Genomic DNA, 21,530 nt, shown 5'->3' on the forward strand with positions numbered 1-21,530 from the left:
GCAGACCGCGTTTGCAGCGCCGCGTGCGCTGAGAAAGCCAAGATGGCTTTATTCAGCGCTTTCTTTAAAATTCACGCTTTACCCGGCCGTCAGCGGCCCGAGTGGGAGAACACGCAGTGAGCACCGTGACCCGTCCGCGTATCAGCGGCACCCAGTTCATCAATGCCGACGAGGCGCCGCGTTCGCGCCTGAGCCTGAGCGCCTCGCACCGCGACCAGCATCACCCGGTGACCGGGACGGGCAGCGACATGCTCGCCGCCGCGATCGATACCCCGCCGAATGAGAGCTGTGTGGTCTGCGCACCCGCCACGCGCCGTCTGGCCGAGGAACTGTTCGACGCCTGGAACGACGCCCTGCAGACGGGCGATGCCCGTCGCGTGACGGAGCTCTACGCCGATGACGCGGTGCTGCTTCCGACCGTGTCCAACGTCCCGCGTACCAACCACGCCGAGATCCAGGATTACTTCGAGCATTTCCTCGAGAAGAAGCCCTTCGGCACGATCAATACGCGCAATGTGAAGCTCGGGTGCAACAAGCTGACCGACGCCGGCACCTATACCTTCCGCGTGACCGACGGCAACGAGACGCAGGAAGTTCCTGCGCGCTATACCTTTGTATACGAGAACCGCGACGGGGAGTGGAAGATCGTGCATCACCACTCTTCGATGATGCCCACCGCTTAAGCCGGCAGATCCCGATGTTGCACAGGGGGGGATCGACGGCAGGCTCGAAGGGCCGCTTTCACGCTGATTCGCGTTCCCGGTTGCCGATGACAAGGCGGCTTATGGCTGCGGCCCTGGTTGCGGCCGTTCTCGTGATGCCGGGCGCCGCGTTGGCGGCGGAGTGGCAATTCCTGCTGGGTGGCTGGACCGCGCACGAGAGGGGCTCGGAACCGGCCGTGCAGGGGCTGCCTGTGGGCACTTCTCGCTGGGTGGATGGTACAGGGGGCTGTCCTGCCGGGCGTTGCGGCTGGAACGAACGCCACGATGCGCTGATCGCGATTTATCGACCGAATGATTCGCGCTGGGGCGTTGCGGGGGGAATGATGCGTGATTCGTTTGCCTATCGCGGACCGGTCGCCGGTATCACCTACACTGTTGGGACCTATCAGCGAGATGACCTCCGGGTTCGCCTGGACGGGGTCGTGGGTGCCCATTACCGACAGACGACCTGGCGTGCCGAGGACGTGCATCTCGAAGGCAATACCGCGCGGGTGAATGCATGGTCGCGTGAGACCCAGTGGACACCCCTGGCGATGCCCGCGCTCACGGTGGATTATCGCGGCGTCGGCTTCACGGGCTTCGCCATTCCTCCCTTGCGTACCTCCGGCTGGGATATACCGGGTGTGGTTGGGGTCTTCCTGTCCGTCAGCCTGGGGGGTGACTGAGGGGCCGTTTGCGCCGTTCAGTAATGACGAGCGTTTGTCCCTCGTGGGACGAGCCGCGATACTGGGCGTTCGCCACCATCGGGAGAAAGGGAATGTCCAAGCGCTCACTCGTGGCCCTGGCCGCCGCCGGCGTGGTGCTGGCCGGCGCCGGCAGCGCGCAGGCCTCCAACAGCGCCGAACTGGAACTGGACGGCGAAACCTACACCCTGGATGTTCAGATCTGTGACTTCTCCGGCGAGGCCGACGAAGGCGACCTGCAAACACTCGTTGGCGATGCCGAGACCGATGATGGCCCGATACGCGTGTTTGTCTCGCGCAATGAGGTCAGCGGCATGCTGATGCATACGGTCAGTGTGCAGGTCGGGGACGTGATGTCGCCGGAGGGCGAGGTGCTGGAAGCCAATCGCAGCCGCTCGGGCGATCAATGGTTTTCCGCTGCCGACGGTCCCTCCGAACCCCTGATCCGGATCGACGGTGCGGAACTCACCGCCGAGGGCCTGTTTGCCGATACCGGCATGACGCGAGACCCGGTCGAGGGCCGCCTGACGGCAACCTGCAACGACCCGGGTGTCTGAGCCCCGTTGCAACGAATCGCAGGCGGCGATAGCCGCCGCCGTATGCGCGGCCACGGGCGCGCGCCGAGCGATCCCCATCGAGCACGTCCAGACCCTCTGGAGTGGCTACGGCGAGATCGTCCGCTATAGCCTCGAAGGGGCGTCCGTCCCCACCGTTATCGCGAAGCACATCGTGTTCCCGGACGATCGCCGCCACCCGAGAGGGTGGTCGGGCGCGCGGGGACACGAGCGCAAGCGGCACTCCTATCAGGTCGAGATGCACTGGTACCGTGACTGGGCGAGGCGCTGCAGGGACGCCTGTCGCGTGCCGCAATGCCACCTCACGCAGGATCTGGGCGATTCCCACCTGATTGTGCTGGAGGACCTGGACGCCGCCGGTTTTCCGCTTCGCCACCATCACCTGTCGCTGGAACAGGCCGGGGTCTGCCTTGCATGGCTCGCGGCCTTTCACGCGACCTTTCTGGGTGCCAGACCCTCTGGGCTCTGGACTACGGGTACCTACTGGCACCTCGCGACCCGCCCGGACGAGTGGGCGGCCATCGCCGATCCCCGACTGCGCGACGCGGCCCCGAAGCTCGATCAGCGACTCAATGCGGCGCGCTTTCAGACGCTGGTGCATGGCGATGCCAAGGTCGCGAACTTCTGTTTCAGCGAGAGTGGCGATCGGGTGGCTGCCGTGGATTTCCAGTATGTCGGGGGTGGCTGCGGGATGAAGGACGTTGCGTATTTCATCGGCAGCTGTCTGGGCGAGGCCGATCAGGAGCGCTTCGAGAAGGACCTGCTGGAAGGGTATTTCGCAGCGCTGCGCTCGGAGGTTGTCACCACGCACGGAGCGGGTGTGGAACTGGACGCACTGGAGGATGAATGGCGCGAACTGTTTCCGCTGGCCCAGGCGGATTTCCAGCGTTTTCTGGCCGGCTGGAGTCCGGACCACTGGAAACGCAATGGCTACGCCGAGCACCAGACGCGCAGGGTCCTCGATTGGCTCTGATGGGGCTGCCGTCCGGGGCCGGAGACGGGAAACGTGTGGGCGGTTTCCATTTGCAGGCCGCGCGCCCACTGGCTAGTCGGGTGGTCGTTGCGGGCAGCGTGGGTGAGTGGCGCAGGAGGGACTTGGCAGGATGGCACATGCGTCCGAGCGCGTCTTCGAGCATTATGAGACCGTTGTCACGTATCTGGGCCGCAAACCATCGTGACGGCGCTTCGACCAGGAGGGGGCGACTCCGGTGAGTGGCTGAGCCTTCGACCTTGTACTCACGGCAGCTTGGCAGCCCGCATGACCGATACGTCCGAACAACACGGGAGTGTTTCTCCACACCTGGTGGTGTTCACTCGGCAGGCAGAGTTGGCCGAACAACTCGCAGTCGATCTGGCAGCTACGGCGTTTCCCGGTCTGGAGGAGTATGACGCCTCCCGGGGCGAATGGGGTCCGGTGACGGCGTTTGTAGTCGACGCCGATTCATTGAACGACGCTGCAGCGATCACCCGAACCCTGCGACAGCGCGATGACACCCGGATGCGCCTTGTCTGGCTGCATGGGGAGGCAGATGCGGAAGCGCGGGCGCTGTCCGACGGTGCGTTCAGTTCCGTTGACAATCCCCGTGAGCGTATTGGCGACTGCGCGGGCCGGCTCGAGGCGGTCAACGGGGGGCGTACACCGCGCAGCCAGGACGAAATACTGCTGGCGCTCCTGTGGAGTCACCCGGGGCTTTATCTCGTGCCGGTGCGGGACTGGCGCGCCCAGCAGCTGTATCGCTACCCGTTGCTGGAGGCGCTGATCGAAGAAGACACCCCGGAATTCTGGCTGCGCGGCCTGCGCCAGCGGCGCCTGGTGGAAGGGCTGGAACTGCTGGATCGCGTGCGTCTTTGCCCGGGCTGCAGACAAGGGCATCTGAGCTTTGTGGATGTGTGTCCGGAGTGTGATTCGCTGGATATCCGCACGGAGCCGGGGTTGCACTGCTTTTCCTGTGGGCATGTGGGGCCCCAGCGTGTGTTTCAGGATGGCGGCATGCTGCGCTGTCCCAACTGCACGGCGGTGCTGCGCCACATTGGCGAGGACTATGATCGACCGCTGGAGAACCACGTTTGTGGAAGCTGCCAGCACATGTTCATGGAAGGCCGTGTCCGGGCGCGATGTCTGGGCTGCGGTCAGGCACACGATCCTGACGATCTCGAGCCGCTGAGCGTTTACCGCTATCGCTTGTCCGAGGCGGGTCGGTTGTTGGCGCGTACCGGCGAACTGGGGGATCTGTACGGCGCCTTCGACGAGATCAACTACGTCAACCCCGAGCATTTCGAATACTTTCTCGACTGGTCCCTGAAACTTCGGCGCCGCCACGGAGAGATACGGTTCGGGCTGATCCTGCTGCACATGGGCGGAATGCCCAAGGTGATTGATGCGCTGGGATACGGGCGTGGCGTGGCCCTGGTGGATTCATTTGCCGAGCGAACCAAGGCACTGGTGCGTTCCACGGACCTGATGACGCGCACGGGCGAAGATCGGATCTGGCTGTTTCTCCCACAGACCACCGCGAGTGGCGTGGATGTGCTGGCGGGGCGGCTGTCGGAGTTGCTGGAGGACATCGTGAGCGAGGCGGGCATAAAGCGCCTTGGCAGTGTTTACCACGAGTCCTCCATGGGAATGGCCGAAGCCGAAGACGCGGCAGCCGTGATGGCTCGCCTGGTGTCGCGTTCGCAATGACCGACGCGGTGCTCGATTTCCTGGCCCATGTGGTTGCCGCATTGACCGGGCTGTTCGCGGATTCGGACGCGCTGGTTCTCGCCTACATGTTCATCCCGTTCGTGCTGTTTCTGGAGCTGCCGCTGAATCTGCTGATCTGGCTTGGGGTGCTGCGCCATTACACGCGCCAGATTTATGCCGTGCCGACCTGGTATCCGTATACACCGCGCATTACCTGCATCGTGACCTGCTATGCCGAGGGGTATTCGGTCCAGGGAACCGTTCGCTCGCTGCTGGAGCAGGTCTACCCGGGACAGATCGAAATCATCGCCGTGGTGGACGGGGCCGACCAGAATCGTGAAACCCTGCAGGCGTTGCGTGCCATGGAGGCTCATGTCGATGAGTATGCGAGCCGCCGGTTGGTCATTGTGCCCAAGGTGCCACGGGGTGGTCGGGTCTCGTCGCTGAATGCCGGACTGAACCTGGCCCGTGGAGAGATTGTGATGGCGGTGGACGCCGACACATCCTTCGACAACACGATGGCCCAGCAGGCGGCTGGGCACTTTCGCGATCCCAACGTGATCGCGATGGCGGGGTCCTTGCGCGTGCGCAACTGGCGGCAAAACATGCTGACACGGTTTCAGGCGCTGGAGTACATGATCACCATTCACCTGGCAAAGGTGGGCCTGGGCGAGTTTCGCAGTATCAATAATATCTCGGGGGCGTTCGGGGTTTTTCGCACCGAGATGGTGCGCCAGATCGGGGGCTGGACCACGGGCTCGGCCGAAGACCTCGACCTGACACTGCGCCTGAAGCAGTATTTTGGCCGTCACCCGGGGTTCTACATTCCCTTCGAGCCGCGCGCGATCGGGCACACCGATGTCCCGGGCACGGTTGGGGGGTTGCTGAAGCAACGTCTACGCTGGGACGGTGATTTGTTCTACATGTACGTGCGCAAGCATCGTCATGCGTTCTCGCCCCGCCAGATGGGCTGGTGGAATCTGATCATTGGCATATGGTTCGGGATGCTGTTCCAGATGGTGATGCCGATCCTGATCGTGCTCTATACGCTATGGCTGGTCGTGGTCGCGGAGCCGAGTGTAGTGGCAGCCGCGTTCGTTGTGATCATGGGCCTTTACGCCGTATTGACCGCGTTGCTGTACATCACCGCCCTCGTGTTCATCTCGGAGCGCCGCATCACGGATCTGCGGCTGGCGTGGTTGATTCCGGTATTTCCCTTCTATGCACTGGCGGTCCGGGTCTGGTCACTGGTGGCCATCGTCAACGAATGGTGGCGCCACTCGAACCAGGAATCGTCAATGGCCCCGTGGTGGGTGCTGCGGAAGAGCAAGCGTTGATGGTGATCCGAAGCTCGGCAATTCGGGGCCTGTTGCTGGCGGGGCTGCTGCCGGTGGCAGCCGCCGCGGACAGCCTCCCGCAGTTGCTGGATGCTGCGGAGCAGGCGCCTTCGCTCCTGGCGGACCAGGCGGCGTTCGAGCGGGCCGAGGCGCTGCGTGAGCGCCGGCATCAGGAAGGTGGCTGGGAACTGTTCGGGAACGTCGGGGCGGGTACCTACCGTGAACCCGTCGTGGAGGGCATCAATCGGCGCTATCGGGGCGGGAGCGGGTCGATCGGCGTACGCCGTCCTCTTCTGGGAACGGACGAACAGCAGCGTCGAGCACAATGGCAGGCACAGGGCGAGGCCGGTGCCGCCTGGTACCGCTACGAAGAAGCGCTGCAGTCCCTTCGTCGCGATATCGCGGAAGCCTATGCACAGGTATGGCATGCGCGACAGCAACAGCGCCTGAGCCAGTCGATGCTCGCGGTTGCCCCGGAGCTGGATCGGGCCCTGGGTGAACGTCGTGACGAGCGCTTGATGCGCGAGGACGAAGTCGCAGCTTTGAAACGCATGCTGGACGGTGCGCGCCTCGATGCGGACGAGGCAGCGATGGAGGAACGCGAGGCCCGTGTCGAACTGGAGGCCCTGCTGGGCCGGACGGTGCGCCTGGACGCGACCCCGGCATGGTTCGACCCGAGCAGGGCCTCCTGCCCGGCGCCCGACCTCGAGGCCGCGCCCGAGGTGCTGGCACTGGAAGAGGAATTGCGGGCGGCGGAGAAGCGTGAATCCCTGACACGCTTCCATGCCCTGCAATCGGATGTGCAGCTGCGCTACAACTCGACCTACGAGGATGATGTCAGTCGTCTGGGCAGCGGGCTGGAAATCGTATGGTCCGTCGCGGTCCCGCTGCGCGCGCTCAGGGGCGAAAATGCCCTTCGAAGGGAGGTCCGGGCAGAGCAGAGCCAACTGCGCTACGAGCGGGCAGCGGCCACCGATGCGGTTGCCCAGCGTCGCGAACTGGCACGGGAGCGTCTGGGCATCCACAAGCGGCGCCTCGACGCGAGCGGGCGCGATATGGAGAACGCGGCGCAGGCCCTTAAGGTCGTGCAGGAACGCGCGCAAAGCGGCACCGCAGGTTCATGGGACGAGGTCCTGTCCGCGCGTGAGGCCTTTTATCGGGCGGCTCACGGCTGGCTGGACGCGGCGCTGGGCGTGTGGCGCGCCCAGATCGGTTGCGACCGGCTGGCCAGCGATCGTCCGCAGCCGGTCAGCCGGATGAAGGACGCAAGGGGTGTACTGGAGGAAGGTTTGGTGCGCGAGTCGATGCTGCCGGGGCCCGTGCGGATTTACCTGTGGGACAGCGAGCCGGTCATTCAGGGAAGCGACCCCGACTTCTGGCCGATACTGGATCGGGCCGGGGTGGACCATGTGTGGCTTTCTCTCGACGCGGACCAGATTGCGCGTTACGCGGAACGTCCCGATGCCCTCGAGGCCCTGATGGGCCGGGCGCGTGACCGGGATGTCGAGGTGGGCCTGCTGCTCGGTGAACCGACCTGGGTTTTCCCCAAAACGCGACAGGATTTGCTCGACATCATCCGCAAACTCGAGCGGATCGGGTTTGCCGACCTGCATCTGGACATCGAGATCGATCAGCTCGACACCGAGGCTTATGGTCGAGAACGTCTGCTCGATTACTGGCTGGAGACAGTGGAGGCGGTCGCGGAGATCACCCCGTGGCCCGTTGGGCTCAGCGCACATCCGCGCGACTTCGGGCAACCGGATCGCTGTCTTGTCTGCGAATTCGAGGAAATGGGCGTGGACGAGGTGGCGTTGATGACGTACGTCACGCAAATCGACGGTATTACGCAACGACTCGAGCCGGTGCTGGATCGGGACTCCGCAGTGACGATTACGCTGGCCCAGAGTGTTGAATCGGCCCTGCCGGCCAGAAACAGCTGGTTCCATCATGGCTGGGAGCCGATGACCCGGGGCCTTCGTGCCGCCATGGACGTCCTCGATGAGCCGCGCCTGCCGGTGGCCATCCAGAGCTATTCCGATCTGAAGGACATGTGGGCCGATGAAGATACGCTTTGATTCCAGCAGCCGCAGGCAGGCGAATCAGGACAGCGGACTCAAAGTGCGCTACGGGTCGGCTCGCCGTGTCGCATTCCGTTTGCGCTGGTACCTGATCCTGCTGTTGGTTGCCAGTCCTGTGCTGTACTTCCTGTACACGCTCGTGGACGACGCCCTGTCGACCGAAGTGCCGGCGCTGGTCTGGTACCCGCAGCATCAGCTCCTGGCGCAGGTGCCCGGGTTTGTCGAGTCCATTGAAGTGGAGCCCTGGGACCGTATAGCACAGGGCGATGAAGTGGTACGCCAGCACAGCCCGGAGCTGGAACGCCGCGAGCGCCAGATCGAGGATGACCTGGAGCGCCTGCGCACGCGAGCGGAGCGGACCGGTCAGGAACAGCAATCGGACCTCGAACGCCGTATCGAACTGCTGCGCGACAGCCTGAGCGAATTTCGCGCGCAGGAGCAGCGCCTGGAGGCGTTGTTCGAACGCGGCTCCGCCAACCGGGGAGAGGTGTTGCCGGTGCGCACGGAGCGGGCCCGGGTCGAGGAACGTATCGCCGAGCTTGAGGGCGATCTTGCACGTGTGCCGCGGGGAGACGCGGTGGAATCGTGGCCCGAAAGCCTGCAGCTGCGTCATGACGACTTGTTGAGCGATCAGGCGGAGGTTCGTCAGGAGCGTCGTCAACTGGTCAAGAAGGCTGATCTGGACGGGGTGGTGACGGAACTGCTGGCAGAGCCTGGCCAGTTCGTCGCGATGGGCACGCCACTGTTGCGTTACAGCGGGACGCGTCTGCGCGTAGTGGCCTATGTCGAGCCCCGCCACCTGGAGCGCCGGATCGAACGTGGGCGAGAGGTCACGCTGATCCTGCCGGACGGAGAGCGCCAGAAAGCCACGGTGACCGCAACCGTCGGGGCTGCCGACCGATTGCCGGCTGCCTTGCGTACCGGTCTCGGCAGCGCCGACAGCACGGTTCCGGTGATCGTCGAGCCGGCCACGGACTTGCCGGAGATCTGGCGAGTGGACCGCCTGCCGCTGCGTGTGAAATTCTAGAAAGCGCTGAATAATCAGCGCTTCCCTTTCCCTGGCCGTCGTCCGGCCAGTCCCTGCGCCCGAGCCGCGACTTGATCCCGATCAGGAGGCGAGGCGCTTGTACTTCACCCGGTGGGGCTGGTCGGCCTCGGCGCCCAGGCGCTTGCGGCGGTCCTCCTCGTATTCCTGGTAGTTGCCGTCGAAGAACACCACGTTGCCATCCTCCTCGAACGCGAGGATGTGGGTGGCGATGCGGTCGAGGAACCAGCGGTCATGCGAGATCACGATCGCGGAGCCGGGGAAGTCCAGCAGGGCTTCTTCCAGCGCGCGCAGGGTCTCCACGTCCAGATCGTTGGTCGGTTCGTCGAGCAGCAGGAAGTTGCCGCCGCTCTGCAGCAGCTTGGCCAGGTGCACGCGGTTGCGTTCCCCCCCGGACAGCTCCTTCATGCGTTTCTGCTGATCGGTGCCCTTGAAGTTGAAGCGGCCGACATAGGCGCGTGAGGGCATCTGAAAGTTTCCGACCTGGATGATGTCCTGTCCGTTGGAGATCTCCTCCCAGACGGTCTTCTCGTCCTGCAGCGCGTCGCGGCTCTGGTCCACGTAGGCCAGCTGCACGGTCTCGCCCAGCTCGATCGCGCCGTCGTCCGGTTGGTCCTGCCCGGCGATCATGCGGAACAGGGTGGTCTTGCCGACGCCGTTCGGGCCGATCACACCGATCAGTGCACCGCGCGGCACGGAGAACGACAGGCCCTGGTAGAGCACGCGGTCGCCAAAGTGCTTGGACAGGTTCTCCACCTCGAGCACCTTGTCGCCCAGGCGCGGGCCCGGCGGGATGTAGATCTCCTTGGTTTCGGAGCGCTTCTGGTAGTCGCTGGAGGCGATTTCCTCGAAGCGTTTCAGGCGCGCCTTGCTCTTGGCGCCGCGGCCCTTCGGGTTGGAGCGCACCCACTCGAGCTCGGATTCCATCGCTTTCACGCGGGCGGCCTCGGCCTTTTCTTCCTGCTTCAGGCGCTTTTCCTTCTGTTCCAGCCACTGCGAGTAGTTGCCTTGGAACGGGATGCCCTGGCCGCGGTCCAGCTCGAGGATCCAGCCGGCCACGTTGTCGAGGAAGTAACGGTCATGGGTGACCGCGACCACGGTGCCCTGGAACTCCTGCAGGAAGCGCTCCAGCCAGGCCACGGACTCGGCGTCCAGGTGGTTGGTCGGCTCGTCGAGGATCAGCATGTCGGGGCTGGATAGCAACAGGCGGCACAGCGCCACACGGCGGCGTTCACCCCCGGACAGGGTCTTCACGTCCGCATCCCACGGCGGCAGGCGCAGGGCGTCCGCGGCGACCTCCAGCTTGCGCTCGAGGTTGTGCCCATCGGCCGCCTCGATCTTCGCCTCCAGCTCGCCTTGCTTGGCGGCCAGGGCATCGAAGTCGGCATCGGCCTCGGCATAGGCGGCATACACCTGATCCAGCTCGGCCAGCGCCTCCTTGATCGGGGCCACGGCCTCCTCGACATTGCCGCGCACGTCCTTGCTCTCGTCGAGCTGGGGCTCCTGTGGCAGGTAGCCGATATTGATGCCCGGCTGCGGCCGCGCCTCGCCGACGATCTCGGTGTCCACGCCGGCCATGATGCGCAGCAGGGTGGATTTCCCCGCACCGTTGTAGCCCAGCACGCCGATCTTGGCGCCCGGGAAGAAGTTCAGGTTGATGTCCTTTAGGATGTACTTCTTCGGCGGGACGATCTTGCCCACGCCGTTCATCGTGAAGATGTACTGCGCCATGATGCTCCTGCGACCAATGCGGTTTGAATGATGGGCAGGCCACTGACGACCCGCGCTGGGCCCGCACTTTACCATCCCAGCCGGTGGGAAGCGCATGAGGACCGCGTTCGACCTGGGCGATGGTCGGCGTTTCAGCCGGTGGCTGTGCCAGAGGATGCCTTTGTGGGGGGCGACCTTGCCGCCTGTTCGGCAATGACTGACAGCTTCATCCAGCGCCCGATGCTGCGTTCCAGCTCCAGTCTTCCGAGAACCCGAATATCCCTGCGTTCGATGACCGGCGCGAGGGGTTGCTGGCCAATCCATACCGGGCCCATCACCCGCACGGTAGTGGCGATGTACAGGTCGACCTCGAATCCGGGGTCGGACTGGCAGAGGTCGACATCATCGTCTTCGATGACTAGCCACCAGCGTCGAAGTTCGGGCGGTGCGTCGCTGTAGTCGAACTGGACGACGGTTCGCCCAGGGGGAAGGACCGCGGTATCGATGCGCCGGCGCATGTCCCACATGAGAACGCCCGCGTCCCAGTCCGGGCCGTCGGCAGCGCTTTCCACCCAGCGCCGCCCCCACAGGCCCATCGAGATGATCACAGGGCCCAGGGCCTCGCCGGCCTCCGTCAGACGATAGTCCGTACGTTCTCGGACTACGACGCCGTTGGCAATCAGGTCCCGCAGACGGCGGGCCAGCAGTGCACGCGACATCAGCGGCACGCCGCGATGGATCTCGTTGAAACCCGAGGACCCGCTGATCAGCTCACGCAGAATCAGGGGGGTCCAGCGCGTTGTCAGGATCTCCGCCGCCTTTGCCACAGGGCAGAACTGACTGTATCCCGTTCGGTCGGTCATGGCGCTTCTCCGCAGCCATTTTCCCGATTATGGCTCCGCCAACGGGTGTTTTCCGGTTCATTTTCTGAACTAGCGGGGCGGGTCTCCCCTTCGCAATGCTGATCTCACGGCGTGCCTTGTCTTGCCGTAACCCATCGCAGCCGAAACCAAGGGGAGCCGACGATGACACTCACATGCGAATCGATCGCCAGTCGAGTCCTTCCACATCAAGCCGCACGGAGTGCGTGCGCGACATACGGCGCCGAGGGTGCCGCTGTCGGGGAGTGCTCGCCCCAAACAAACTCAAAGGAGAATGTCATGAACAATCCCGGATTCCTTGCCAGGACCAGAGCCGCCATATCCCTCACGGCGTTTACGCTGCTGGTGCTCCTGGCCACGCCACTGGCACACGCGGACCCCGATCCGATCACGGCCAAGCCATTGACCGAACGTCACGCCTTTAGCGGCGAAGTCTCGATGCAGATCACGCAGGAGCTCGACGGTTTGCCCAGGAAGACCTTCGACATTGAAGACGCATCGAATGTCAGCGTATTCGAGTTCACCATCCAGCCGGGGGCCGTGTTTCCCTGGCATACCCATCCGGGGACGGTACTCATCATGGTCACGGAAGGTGAATTCGTATTCATGTTCGCGGAGGACTGTGTAAGGCGCGAGCTTGAACCCGGCATGGCCCTGGTCGATCCCGGGAACAGTGTGCACACGGCCTACAACCCCAGCCGGGATGAGCCCACGGTGGTGATTGCCACGCTGCTTGGGGTTCCGGAAGAGGGTCCGCTGACGATGCCCGTCGACGCGGACGACAACTCCGAACTGGACGAGAAGTGCGGTATTGAGCGCACGGACGAAAGCCGGCTCCAGGGACATTGAGGAGGTGATGTTCGGCCACCACGGCCGTGACGGGGGCGGCCGTGGTTGTCGTTGAGCCGTGTGCAGAAGGCACGGCGCTCGCTTTCAGCCCTTGAACTTCACCAGGCGGCTGACCTGGATGTCGGAGATGAAGACGACACCACTGTGCTGGTTGAAGAAGGGCGTGAACCCTTCGAGGATCGGCTCGACCAGTTCTTCGGGGATCGCCGCGATGATCATGATCAGGACTTCGTCCTCGTTGAACATCAGGTGCCCCGAGTGGAAGCCCTGGCTACCCTTGCCGGAGAGATTGCCGATGATGGTGTAGCCCTTGACGCCCGCCCGATCCAGCAGATCGGTGGCAAACGCCTGGTGTTCGCCTTCGAGAATGATCTCGATCTTTTTCAGTGATTTGAGATTCAGGTCGTTCATGCGCGGTTTTCCTCCACGGCAGGTCGGTCGGCCGCATCTTGTGTGGAACGGGGCGGGGGTTCCTCGCGCCAGTCGCCGTCGGCGAATCGGTACAGCCGGTCGGTTTCCGGGTCGAGGATGACGCACAGTACCCAGCCATTCGCAATCAGGCTCCGGACCTTGGGCACGTTTTCAATGGCCCGGCGCGCATGCGCGAGTGGGGCCTCGATCAGGGCCAGCAGCCGGATCGGGTCGTGGTAGGGCAGCCCGTCGTAGAGTACGGTCTGGGCGGGCAGGCCGGTGCGCAGGTCCGAGAGGTTGCCGGTCATCACCCCGACGCGACAGGCGACGTTATGGTAGGCCTTGCTGCCTGAACCGTAGCGTTCGTTGTCGACCGCCGAGAAATAGTGCTCCATGTTGATCCACTGGGCGACGATCAGCGGGCCGGTGAGAATGCTTTCCAGGAGTCGGCCTTTGGGGTCGACGCGATAGTCGTAGGAATGCAGGAACGTGCGTCCCTGCAGGTCGCTCGCCGCGGTCAGGTGTCGCCGGCCGATGATGAAGCCCGCATTGCGTGCCAGGCCCCATTCGGGGCGGACCTGGGCCCAGTCGACCGTGTTGCGTCGTGCCCGCCGAGCGGCCGTTATGGTATCGGGGGCGTCCTCGAGATCCGGTTCCAGGGTCTGCAGCCGCTCGCGTGCCGTTCGGCGCGTGGCGGCGCGCAGGCCGTTGCGCAAGCGCTCGAGATAGACCAGGTGGCTGGCCGGCAGCAGGTCGAGATCATGCAGCCGGATCTCGTCGGATGTGGTGTTGTGCATGGCGGGCAGAAACCAGGCGTCATCGGGGATGTCGATGCCCTGGATCCGCAGTCGCCGGCGAACCTCGGGCTTGTTGCCCATGTGTGCGAGTACTCGCGCGCTGACGATACCGTGGCTGCCGCCGCAGGCACCGCAGTCCAGCGCCGATTCGTAGGGGTTGTTGTCCGACTGGCTGCCGTGCCCCGTGAGGATGATGAAACGCGAGAACTGTTCGGTCAGGCCGATGGAGCGCAGCGCCTGGGCGACAAAGTAGGCCTGCTCTTCGAGGGAAAAGCCGATTCGTCCCAGTCGCTCGAGCTGCATATGGGCATAGGAACGGTTGATCCGATAGTCGCTCCGCAAGGTCTTGATGAAATCCCACTCGGCACTCTCGCTCAGGCCGAATTCGCGGGCGAAGACGGTCGGTCCGCTGCTGTTTCCCATTGCCGTCTCGCGCAACTCGCGGATCATGGAGTCGGTGATCGCTTCGCGTTCGATGTCGAACTGCTGGTGAATCGCCTGAACGATGATGACCCGCTGCTGGGCGCGAACCACCGAATCCGCCTGTTCACGGGTAAGCTTGTCGACCATCAGACGAGTCGAGGGCTGGTCCGACTCGATCTTGTCACGCCATCGGTGGTAGGCCGCCGGTGCGACGGTCTTGCCAATCATGTCGAATCCGAACAGCAGACCAATGGCCTCGACGGTGAAATACGGCGACAGCACGGAGTGCTTCAGGTCGTGCAGCAGGTATTCCGCCGAGGAGTACAGGTCCAGGTCCAGTTGCTCGGCGCCCGTGGTCACCTCCAGCACGAGGTTTTTCGGTGTGACCACGACCGGGCAGAGGTGATCCTCGCTGCCCTTGCCGAGCGCGATGAAGCTCACCGGTACCCCGAAGAAGCCGGCAATGCCGTAGGTCTGGTAGTCGCCGATGGTCTCGAGTTGACGCCGGACACGTTCGGAACGCACGTCGATGCAGAACAGCAACTGCGCGAACGGGCGTTTTTCGCGCGGCGCGGGCGGTTCGAGTCTCAGGCCGGACAGAACGCTGCGGCGGTAGGTCGCCTCCATGGCCTCCAGCCAGACCATACCCTCGTGCCGCTCGAACTCGCCAAGCTGTTCCAGCACGGCGTGAAGCTGTCCGCGCTCGAGCCCGTCAAACAGCGAGGGATTCCCGGCGAGCGACGCCAGGGCGTGAAGCGCGCGGGCCTGGTCGCGGCTTTCCGCGCGGCGTTTGGCCGGCAGGTAATGCTCCAGCTGCCGGGCGATCTCGGCCGGCCTGCCACGCGCGATGGCGTCTTCGACAAGCTCGGCCTGAGTCGGCAGTACGGCTCCGGTGAACAGTTCGTGGCGCAGGTAGGCCTCGCCGGGCCGCTCGGTCAGGAAGGCCTCGAGCGCCTTGCGGTCACCGGGCAACTTGTGCCGACGGCCATGTTCGCGGATCAGCGACAGCGCGAGCACCAGGCGGATGGCCAGGAAATCAATCAGGTCGGCCGGATGTTCGCGTGCCCAGTGATAGTGGCTTGCCGTCGAGCGCCAGCGGATGAAGCCGGCCCAGCCGTGCAGGCGAGTCAGTTCGTGAACGATCAGATCGGGCCAGGCCTCTTCGGGGATCCCGATCGCGTCCAGGACATGGGCGATGATCGCCTCGGGACTGTCACACTCCGCCAGGATTTTGTGAGTGTGCTGGCCGCGCAGGAACAGGCGCGGATGGTGATGGACGACGGTCTTCCACGCGGCGAACAGGCCTTGTTCGCGGCCGGGCATCTGCCATGCCGACTGACCTTCGTCGAAGTAGTCCAGGCAGATCCTGATCAGTTGTTCGTCCAGCGTGGGCCCGACACGTGTGCCGAACAGCGAATCGAGCGCCTCGTAGAGCGGCCGCATAGCCGGAAACGCTGCGTGCAGCCGTTTGGCGAGTATCCCGGTATCCGTCGCAGAGGGTGTGTGTTCGCGACCGTTCAGGGCGGCCGCCACGTCGTCGGCATCGGCGAGCGTGCGCGGCGTGATCACCGGATCATGGCATTCGGTCAGCAGCGTGCAGAGCAGGTCGAGCCCGCCAATCGCCCTAAGGGCCGGGTGGCTCTCAAGAGCGGCATCGACGCGCGCCTCGAGGGTGTCGCGGTCCACGCGGCCCTCGCGGAACAATCGCTGGTAGTCGGCTCGGGGCAGGAATCCCCGCCCGTGAAACAGCTCTTCACCGCGCCGGATCGCGTCCGGGAACGGCAGGTCCTCCAGCCCGTGAAGCGGGTTGTGATGGATGAAGGTGCGCATGGGCCAGAAGTTGGCAATCGGCTCGGCCGCCATGTGCACCATCGAGCGGATCTTGAGCTTGCGTCCGAGGGTCAGCTTCACGGGACACCTCCAGTCCACAGCAGTCCGGATACCACCAGCAATGCCACCAGTCCGGCGAAGGCCCATACCGATGTGGCCGGCAGGTCCTCGGCGATGGCGCCACTGCGCGGCCCGAACACTGTTCCTTGCAGCAGCCGCGCCCCTGCCCAGCTCCACAGCAACCAGGTCAGCAGGACCCCGAGGGCAGCCCCGGGCGTGGCACCACCCAGCAGCGTCAGCAGAGCGAAGAAGCCGGGGAACAGTGGCAGGGCCATTGCGCAGAGCGTGGCTACCACGATCATGCCCGACAGGCGGGGGAGATCCCGCGCCAGTCCGCCATGCAGTCCGGTATAGGCGGTCTCCAGCCGTCGAACAAGCGCATCGCGTACCAGGAGCATCAGCAACGGGGCGGCTGTCATCGCGAGGGCGAAGCCGATCACGTCCGTTTCAGCCGGCAGCTGCAAGGCGAACAGCCACACCAGGGGCCAGGTGGAGCTGGCCAGCAAGGCCGCCCAGCGCCCGACGTCGCGGATGGTCAACAGGCGAAAGGCGTACAGGATCGCACTCAGGGTCGCCCAGACGACAAGCACTCCAGCGAATGGTGCGATATCACCCCACAGGATCAGTGCCACGCCGATCTGCGGCCAGGCCACGAAAAGCGCCACCTGCACGTAGGTGTTGGTGATGCGCGCAGCCAGCGCATTGAACGCCAGGCTCATCGGGAACAGTGGCAGGAAGAATGCCGCGACGAGGATCAGCAGAGCGGACATCTCAACCCCACCTCAGCCAGAGATTCAGGCGCCGGGACAGCGCCAGCAGCGAGACTGTCATGCGAGTGTAGAGCTCGGCGACGTAGAACTCGCGGGAGAACAGCGAGTACAGCGTCAGCCAGGTTCGTCCATGTTCGCGGTCGACTCGCTGGCGGCGCACGTGGGTCAGATAGGCGCCCATCCACCCGGCCACCATGACCAGCGCCAGCAGCGCGATCAGCACACCGAAGGTGATTTGGTCGATGCCTGCCGCGGTATAAAGCGCTTCGCGGAACTCGGCATCCGGATACAGGAAGCCCTCGAAGCTGTGCCCGACAAAGCTGTAGCCGACCACGATCACCGCGAATGACAGGACGATCAGGGCCATCATGCGCAAGGGATTGCCGGTATCCAGCCGGTGCGTGGCGAACAGCACCTGGACGCCCGTGATCCAGCCAAAGAACAGGAGCACGATCGCGCCCTGTTTCTGGAAGAAGTCCGGGGCTACCCAGTAGTGTGCCAGCACCAGGATCACCAGCGGCACGATCAGCATCGCAGCCCCGATCAACAGCCACGGCAGTCGGGCCGGGGCCGACTTGCGTTCGACCAGAAAGTCGTAGAGGGGATCGTTGGGCACGCCGTCGTGTTTGCGCGCGGCGCCGATCACCTTGCCGGCACCGAGGAACAGGGTTCCCTTGAACAGGCCGTGGGCAATCAGGTGGAAGATCGCCAGCGCGAACGCACCCGCACCGGTCTCCATGATCATGAAGCCCATCTGGCCCACGGTGGAATAGCCCAGCGACTTCTTGATGTCGTTCTGCGCGAGCATCAGCATCGAACCGAGTACCGCCGTGAACAGGCCCACGATGAACAGCAGATGCAGGACCTCGCTGCTGTGGACGAATACCGGCGCGAAGCGATTGATGATGATGCCGCCGGCGTTGACGATACCCGCGTGCATCAATGCCGAAACCGGTGTCGGTCCCTCCATGGAATAGGGCAGCCAGGTGTGCAACGGAAACTGAGCGGATTTGGCAAACGCCGCCAGCGCCACCAGGAAGGCCACGGTTCCGGCGACCGGCAGGTCCAGGAACGTACGGGCGTCCGGCGTCGCTTCGATGCGGGCGAACAGGGTGGGGAAGTCCAGCGCCCCGTAGGCCTGGAAGAGCACCATCGCGGCCAGTACCAGCGGCAGGTCACCCAGGCGATAGGTAATGAACGTCCAGAACGCGTAGCGCTGCGCGTTGACGGGTTCGGTGTTGTGCGCCAGCAGGAAATAGAGGAAGACGCCGATCAGGTGCCAGGCCACCAGCAGGGTGATCAGATCGCCGGCCATGACCATCAGCAGGATCGAGCCGGTCATCAGGTCCAGCAGCATGAAAAAGCGGGCGTAGCCCGGCTCCTCGATCATGTAGCGGATCGAGTAGATGTGGACCACCAGACTGATGCCGGCGACCACCAGCGCCATGATCGCGCTCAGCGGGTCGATCTGCAGGCTGCCCAAACCGCCGGCGAGGGCCGCCCATTGGGGCCCTGTGTCGTTGACGATGTAGGCGGTCAGCTGGAATGCAGCCACCAGCACCACGACCAGGTTGATGCCGACACTCAGTTGCGCGACGCGCTTGCCCAGCCGGGCACCAGACAACTGGACCAGTAACGCCGAGAGAAAGGGGAGGAGAGGGATCAGCCACTGCGTCTCGATCATCGTCTTGACCACTCTTGGGGCTGTTGACTGACCGTCGGGGCGTTTACTGCTACTCCCCGGATAATAGGGTAAAGCGGCCCTCAAACCCACGGGGTTCGGAAGTAGAACAGGAGGCGGATTGCAAAGTCTGGGCTTTCGTCACGGGCGGCCTGACAGTGATGACGCGTGTGCGGCCCCGGAACATCCGCACCGTCAGGTGGCTGAACAAGCCGGACACCGCGATCAGGCCTGGAGCCAGCCCGGCGGCCGTCTACTGGTGGGGGTTGAAACCACGGCGTCGCAGCACCGTTTTTTCGAGCTCGACCAGAGTGAACAGGATCAGGCCGAACGCGAGGATGCGCAGCCACTCTTGCGGTCCGATGGCGGTGGTGCCGAACAGGAGTTGCAGTGGCGGGGCATAGGTAAAGAGGCTCTGGAGTACGATCAGGATCCCGATTGCGATCAGGGCCGGCCGGCTGGCGACGAGGCTTGCATGGCTGAGAGCGGGCGCCAGAAGAGAGCGGCTGGTAAGCATGAAGAACAGCTGCCCCATGACCAGGGTGTTGATGGCCACCGTACGGGCGAACTCGTGTTCGGCCCCCTGCTGCTCCAGCCACAGGAAGTGGCCAAAGGCGCCGGCGACCAGCAGGGTGGACACGAAACTGACGCGCCAGAGCAGGAAGCCGGACAAGATAGGCGTATTGGGCGGGCGAGGAGGGCGTTGCATCACGCCCGGCTCGGTCGGTTCGAAGGCCAGCGCCAGTCCGAGGGTAACCGCACTGACCATGTTGACCCACAGGACCTGCACCGGGGTTAGCGGCAGGGTCAGACCCAGCAAAATGGCAGCGACGATCGTAAAGGCCAGTCCCCCGTTGCTGGGCAGCAGGAACATGATCGCCTTTTTCAGGTTGTCATAGACCGTGCGGCCTTCCTCGACCGCATTGGCGATGGAGACGAAGTTGTCGTCGGCCAGCACCATTGCGGAGGCCTCGCGTGCGGCCTCGGTGCCCTTCAGCCCCATGGCCACGCCAACATCGGCGCGTTTGAGTGCAGGGGTGTCGTTTACGCCGTCACCGGTCATTGCCACCACGTCGCCGTGGCTCTGAATCGCGCGAACGAGCCGTAGCTTGTGCTCCGGTGTGGTGCGGGCAAATACGTCGACCCGCTGGACCATCGCCTTGAGGTCATCGTCCGAGGTGTCGTCCAGTTCGTGGCCGACCACCACACCGCCTTCGGTGCTGATGCCCAGTTCGTCGGCGATCGCCCGTGCGGTGACGCCGTGATCGCCGGTGATCATCTTCACGCGGATCCCGGCCCCCTGACAGTGGGCTACCGCTTCGATCGCCTCTTCGCGCGGCGGGTCGATGATCCCGCAGACAGCGACCAGGGTGAGCCCTCCGTTCTCGATGTCGGCGAACTCGAGTTCTTGGCAGTGCCCTTCCACGCGCCGGGTAGCGAGAGCGAGCAGGCGCTGACCGCGGGAGGCGACATCATCCATCCACTGCTGCCAGTGTTCGGTGTCCAGCGGTTCATCCTCATCGTTGGTGCGCTGGTGGCTGCACAGCGCCAGTACGCGTTCCGGCGCGCCCTTGAGGAAGAGGAAGGCGTGCCCCTCATGATCGTGGTGCAGGGTGGCCATGAACTTGTAGGACGATTCGAACGGGATCACGTCGTCGCGCACGAATTCCTTGTTCACGAGCTTCGGCTCCAGCCCGCCCTTCATCGCCGCGGTGATCAGGGCGCCTTCGGTGGGGTCGCCCTCCATGGTCCATGTGTCGTCCTTGCGGTAGACCTCGGCGTCGTTGCACAGGAGGATGCCGTGCAGCACCTCGGCCAGCAGGGGGTCGGTCTCCGGGTCGGCCTCCTGGCCGTCGCGGGTGATCCCGCCGTGCGGTTCGTAGCCCACCCCGCCCAGCTCGTACTCCGCCTGGGTGGTGATGATGCTTTTTACCGTCATCTCGTTACGGGTGAGGGTGCCGGTCTTGTCCGAGCAGATGGTGGTAACCGAGCCGAGGGTCTCCACCGCCGGCAGGCGGCGGATGATCGCGTGACGGGCAGCCATGCGCTGCACCCCGATTGCCAGGGTGATGGTCATGATCGCCGGAAGGCCCTCCGGGATCGCCGCCACTGCCAGGCTGGCGGCGGCGAGGAAGGTCTCCACCAGGTCGTAGTCGCGCACCCAGAACCCGAATGCAAAGGTAAGTGAGGCCAGTACTCCAATCGCGACCGACAACCAGCGGCCAAACTGGGCGATCTGCTGAAGCAGCGGGGTGGTAACGCTCTCGACCTCGCCGAGCAGGGTGGAGATGTGGCCGATCTCGGTATTGGCGCCCGTGGCCACCACTACGCCGCGCCCCTGGCCGGAGGCGACCAGGGTCCCGGAGTAGGCCATGGACCGACGGTCGCCAAGATCGGTGTCGCTGTCCACGGGGTCGGTCTGTTTGTCGCTGGCGATCGACTCGCCGGTCAGCGTGGCCTCGTCGACCCGCATATTGTGCGCCCCGATCAAGCGCAGATCAGCCGGGACTCGGTCTCCGGCCTGCAGATAGACGATATCGCCGGGGACGAGCTTCTCGGCGGGGATGCTGCGGCGTTGTCCGTCGCGCAGCACCTGTGCCTGGGGCGAGAGCATCCCGCGGATGGCTTCGAGGGCCTTTTCGGCCTTGCCCTCCTGGATGTGGCCGATGGTGGCATTGATCAGCACCACCCCGAGGATCACGCCGGTATCCAGCCAGTGACCAAGGAGCGCTGTGCCAACGGCTGCGGCGATCAGTACGTAGATCAGTACGTTGTGAAACTGCCCCAGAAAGCGCATCAGCGGTCCACGGCGTGGCGGCTGGGGCAGCCGGTTGTACCCGTGTTCTTCCAGCCGCTGCTGGGCGGTTTCGCTATTCAGGCCGTCAGCGTTGGTACCAAGGGCATCCAGGGTCCGATCGGCACCCCGGCTGTGCCAGTCGCGGTCTGATTCGCGATCGCTCATGTGTACCCCTGATGGGTGGAGGCTGTGCATTGC

At 64.4% G+C, this 21,530-nt stretch carries 16 protein-coding genes; 9 read left to right on the plus strand and 7 right to left on the minus strand.

Annotated elements, in window-relative coordinates; translation table 11 throughout:
* Window positions 1-116 precede the first annotated feature (116 nt).
* The 8 genes from C935_RS0107130 (at window position 117) to C935_RS0107165 (ending at window position 9,105) form a co-directional block, all read left to right on the plus strand.
* The gene (locus C935_RS0107130; protein ID WP_018861828.1) at window positions 117-683 is read left to right on the plus strand and encodes an SgcJ/EcaC family oxidoreductase; all 567 of its coding nucleotides are present in this window, start codon (window positions 117-119) and stop codon (window positions 681-683) included.
* A gap of 101 nt (window positions 684-784) precedes the next feature.
* Window positions 785-1,387, plus strand: coding sequence for a hypothetical protein (locus tag C935_RS13010; RefSeq protein ID WP_018861829.1), 603 nt, complete (start codon window positions 785-787; stop codon window positions 1,385-1,387).
* A 92-nt stretch (window positions 1,388-1,479) separates the two neighbouring features.
* Window positions 1,480-1,962, plus strand: coding sequence for a hypothetical protein (locus C935_RS0107140; protein ID WP_018861830.1), 483 nt, complete (start codon window positions 1,480-1,482; stop codon window positions 1,960-1,962).
* Window positions 1,955-2,953 (plus strand): phosphotransferase, encoded by a 999-nt coding sequence (locus tag C935_RS0107145; protein WP_026278706.1) that lies wholly within the window; start codon window positions 1,955-1,957, stop codon window positions 2,951-2,953. The genes C935_RS0107140 and C935_RS0107145 overlap by 8 nt, the downstream gene beginning before the upstream one ends.
* 285 nt (window positions 2,954-3,238) lie before the next feature.
* Complete coding sequence (locus tag C935_RS12760) at window positions 3,239-4,663, plus strand: diguanylate cyclase domain-containing protein (RefSeq protein ID WP_231372837.1); 1,425 nt, start codon at window positions 3,239-3,241, stop codon at window positions 4,661-4,663.
* Window positions 4,660-6,000, plus strand: coding sequence for a glycosyltransferase (locus tag C935_RS0107155; protein ID WP_018861833.1), 1,341 nt, complete (start codon window positions 4,660-4,662; stop codon window positions 5,998-6,000). The genes C935_RS12760 and C935_RS0107155 overlap by 4 nt, the downstream gene beginning before the upstream one ends.
* Window positions 6,000-8,075: a TolC family protein gene (locus C935_RS0107160; RefSeq protein WP_018861834.1), complete on the plus strand. Its 2,076-nt coding sequence runs from the start codon at window positions 6,000-6,002 to the stop codon at window positions 8,073-8,075. The genes C935_RS0107155 and C935_RS0107160 overlap by 1 nt, the downstream gene beginning before the upstream one ends.
* A complete protein-coding gene (locus C935_RS0107165) occupies window positions 8,059-9,105 on the plus strand; it encodes an HlyD family secretion protein (RefSeq protein ID WP_018861835.1) in 1,047 nt (348 codons plus the stop codon). Before C935_RS0107160 ends, C935_RS0107165 begins: the two co-directional genes overlap by 17 nt.
* Before the next feature lie 81 nt (window positions 9,106-9,186).
* On the opposite strand, the gene ettA is transcribed toward C935_RS0107165, so the two are convergent.
* Window positions 9,187-10,854, minus strand: a complete 1,668-nt coding sequence (ettA, locus tag C935_RS0107170) for an energy-dependent translational throttle protein EttA (protein ID WP_018861836.1) — start codon at window positions 10,852-10,854, stop codon at window positions 9,187-9,189.
* Between the two features lie 131 nt (window positions 10,855-10,985).
* Window positions 10,986-11,696 carry a helix-turn-helix domain-containing protein gene (locus tag C935_RS0107175; protein ID WP_018861837.1) on the minus strand — a complete coding sequence of 237 codons (711 nt, stop codon included), beginning with the start codon at window positions 11,694-11,696 and terminating at the stop codon, window positions 10,986-10,988.
* 297 nt (window positions 11,697-11,993) lie between these two features.
* Here C935_RS0107175 and C935_RS0107180 point away from each other — a divergent pair, with 297 nt between their 5' ends.
* A complete protein-coding gene (locus tag C935_RS0107180) occupies window positions 11,994-12,563 on the plus strand; it encodes a cupin domain-containing protein (protein WP_018861838.1) in 570 nt (189 codons plus the stop codon).
* Window positions 12,564-12,647: 84 nt separating this feature from the next.
* Here the strand turns inward: C935_RS0107180 and C935_RS0107185 are convergent, their stop codons facing one another.
* The 5 genes from C935_RS0107185 to C935_RS0107205 all read right to left on the minus strand — a co-directional run bounded on the left by C935_RS0107185 (window position 12,648) and on the right by C935_RS0107205 (window position 21,497).
* Window positions 12,648-12,974 (minus strand): P-II family nitrogen regulator, encoded by a 327-nt coding sequence (locus C935_RS0107185; RefSeq protein WP_018174440.1) that lies wholly within the window; start codon window positions 12,972-12,974, stop codon window positions 12,648-12,650.
* Entirely contained in the window at window positions 12,971-16,105 is a 3,135-nt protein-coding gene (locus C935_RS0107190) for a DUF2309 domain-containing protein (RefSeq protein WP_018861839.1), read from the minus strand. The genes C935_RS0107185 and C935_RS0107190 overlap by 4 nt, the downstream gene beginning before the upstream one ends.
* Window positions 16,102-16,854 carry a hypothetical protein gene (locus C935_RS0107195; RefSeq protein ID WP_018861840.1) on the minus strand — a complete coding sequence of 251 codons (753 nt, stop codon included), beginning with the start codon at window positions 16,852-16,854 and terminating at the stop codon, window positions 16,102-16,104. The genes C935_RS0107190 and C935_RS0107195 overlap by 4 nt, the downstream gene beginning before the upstream one ends.
* 1 nt (window position 16,855) lies before the next feature.
* Window positions 16,856-18,538, minus strand: a complete 1,683-nt coding sequence (locus tag C935_RS0107200; protein WP_018861841.1) for an NADH-quinone oxidoreductase subunit L — start codon at window positions 18,536-18,538, stop codon at window positions 16,856-16,858.
* A gap of 250 nt (window positions 18,539-18,788) precedes the next feature.
* On the minus strand, window positions 18,789-21,497 hold the full coding sequence (locus C935_RS0107205) for a cation-transporting P-type ATPase (protein ID WP_018861842.1): 2,709 nt from the start codon (window positions 21,495-21,497) through the stop codon (window positions 18,789-18,791).
* Window positions 21,498-21,530 lie beyond the last annotated feature (33 nt).

It is taken from the genome of Thioalkalivibrio sp. ALJ3 (genome assembly GCF_000377205.1).
In the GTDB taxonomy this organism is placed as follows: domain Bacteria; phylum Pseudomonadota; class Gammaproteobacteria; order Ectothiorhodospirales; family Ectothiorhodospiraceae; genus Thioalkalivibrio.

Coding starts and splice junctions, on each gene's coding strand:
- C935_RS13010 (WP_018861829.1), top strand. CDS start 785: ATGGCTGCGGCCCTGGTTGCGGCCGTTCTCGTGATGCCGGGCGCCGCG.
- C935_RS0107140 (WP_018861830.1), top strand. CDS start 1,480: ATGTCCAAGCGCTCACTCGTGGCCCTGGCCGCCGCCGGCGTGGTGCTG.
- C935_RS12760 (WP_231372837.1), top strand. CDS start 3,239: ATGACCGATACGTCCGAACAACACGGGAGTGTTTCTCCACACCTGGTG.
- C935_RS0107155 (WP_018861833.1), top strand. CDS start 4,660: ATGACCGACGCGGTGCTCGATTTCCTGGCCCATGTGGTTGCCGCATTG.
- C935_RS0107160 (WP_018861834.1), top strand. CDS start 6,000: ATGGTGATCCGAAGCTCGGCAATTCGGGGCCTGTTGCTGGCGGGGCTG.
- C935_RS0107165 (WP_018861835.1), top strand. CDS start 8,059: ATGAAGATACGCTTTGATTCCAGCAGCCGCAGGCAGGCGAATCAGGAC.
- ettA (WP_018861836.1), bottom strand. CDS start 10,854: ATGGCGCAGTACATCTTCACGATGAACGGCGTGGGCAAGATCGTCCCG.
- C935_RS0107175 (WP_018861837.1), bottom strand. CDS start 11,696: ATGACCGACCGAACGGGATACAGTCAGTTCTGCCCTGTGGCAAAGGCG.
- C935_RS0107180 (WP_018861838.1), top strand. CDS start 11,994: ATGAACAATCCCGGATTCCTTGCCAGGACCAGAGCCGCCATATCCCTC.
- C935_RS0107185 (WP_018174440.1), bottom strand. CDS start 12,974: ATGAACGACCTGAATCTCAAATCACTGAAAAAGATCGAGATCATTCTC.
- C935_RS0107195 (WP_018861840.1), bottom strand. CDS start 16,854: ATGTCCGCTCTGCTGATCCTCGTCGCGGCATTCTTCCTGCCACTGTTC.
- C935_RS0107200 (WP_018861841.1), bottom strand. CDS start 18,538: ATGATCGAGACGCAGTGGCTGATCCCTCTCCTCCCCTTTCTCTCGGCG.
- C935_RS0107205 (WP_018861842.1), bottom strand. CDS start 21,497: ATGAGCGATCGCGAATCAGACCGCGACTGGCACAGCCGGGGTGCCGAT.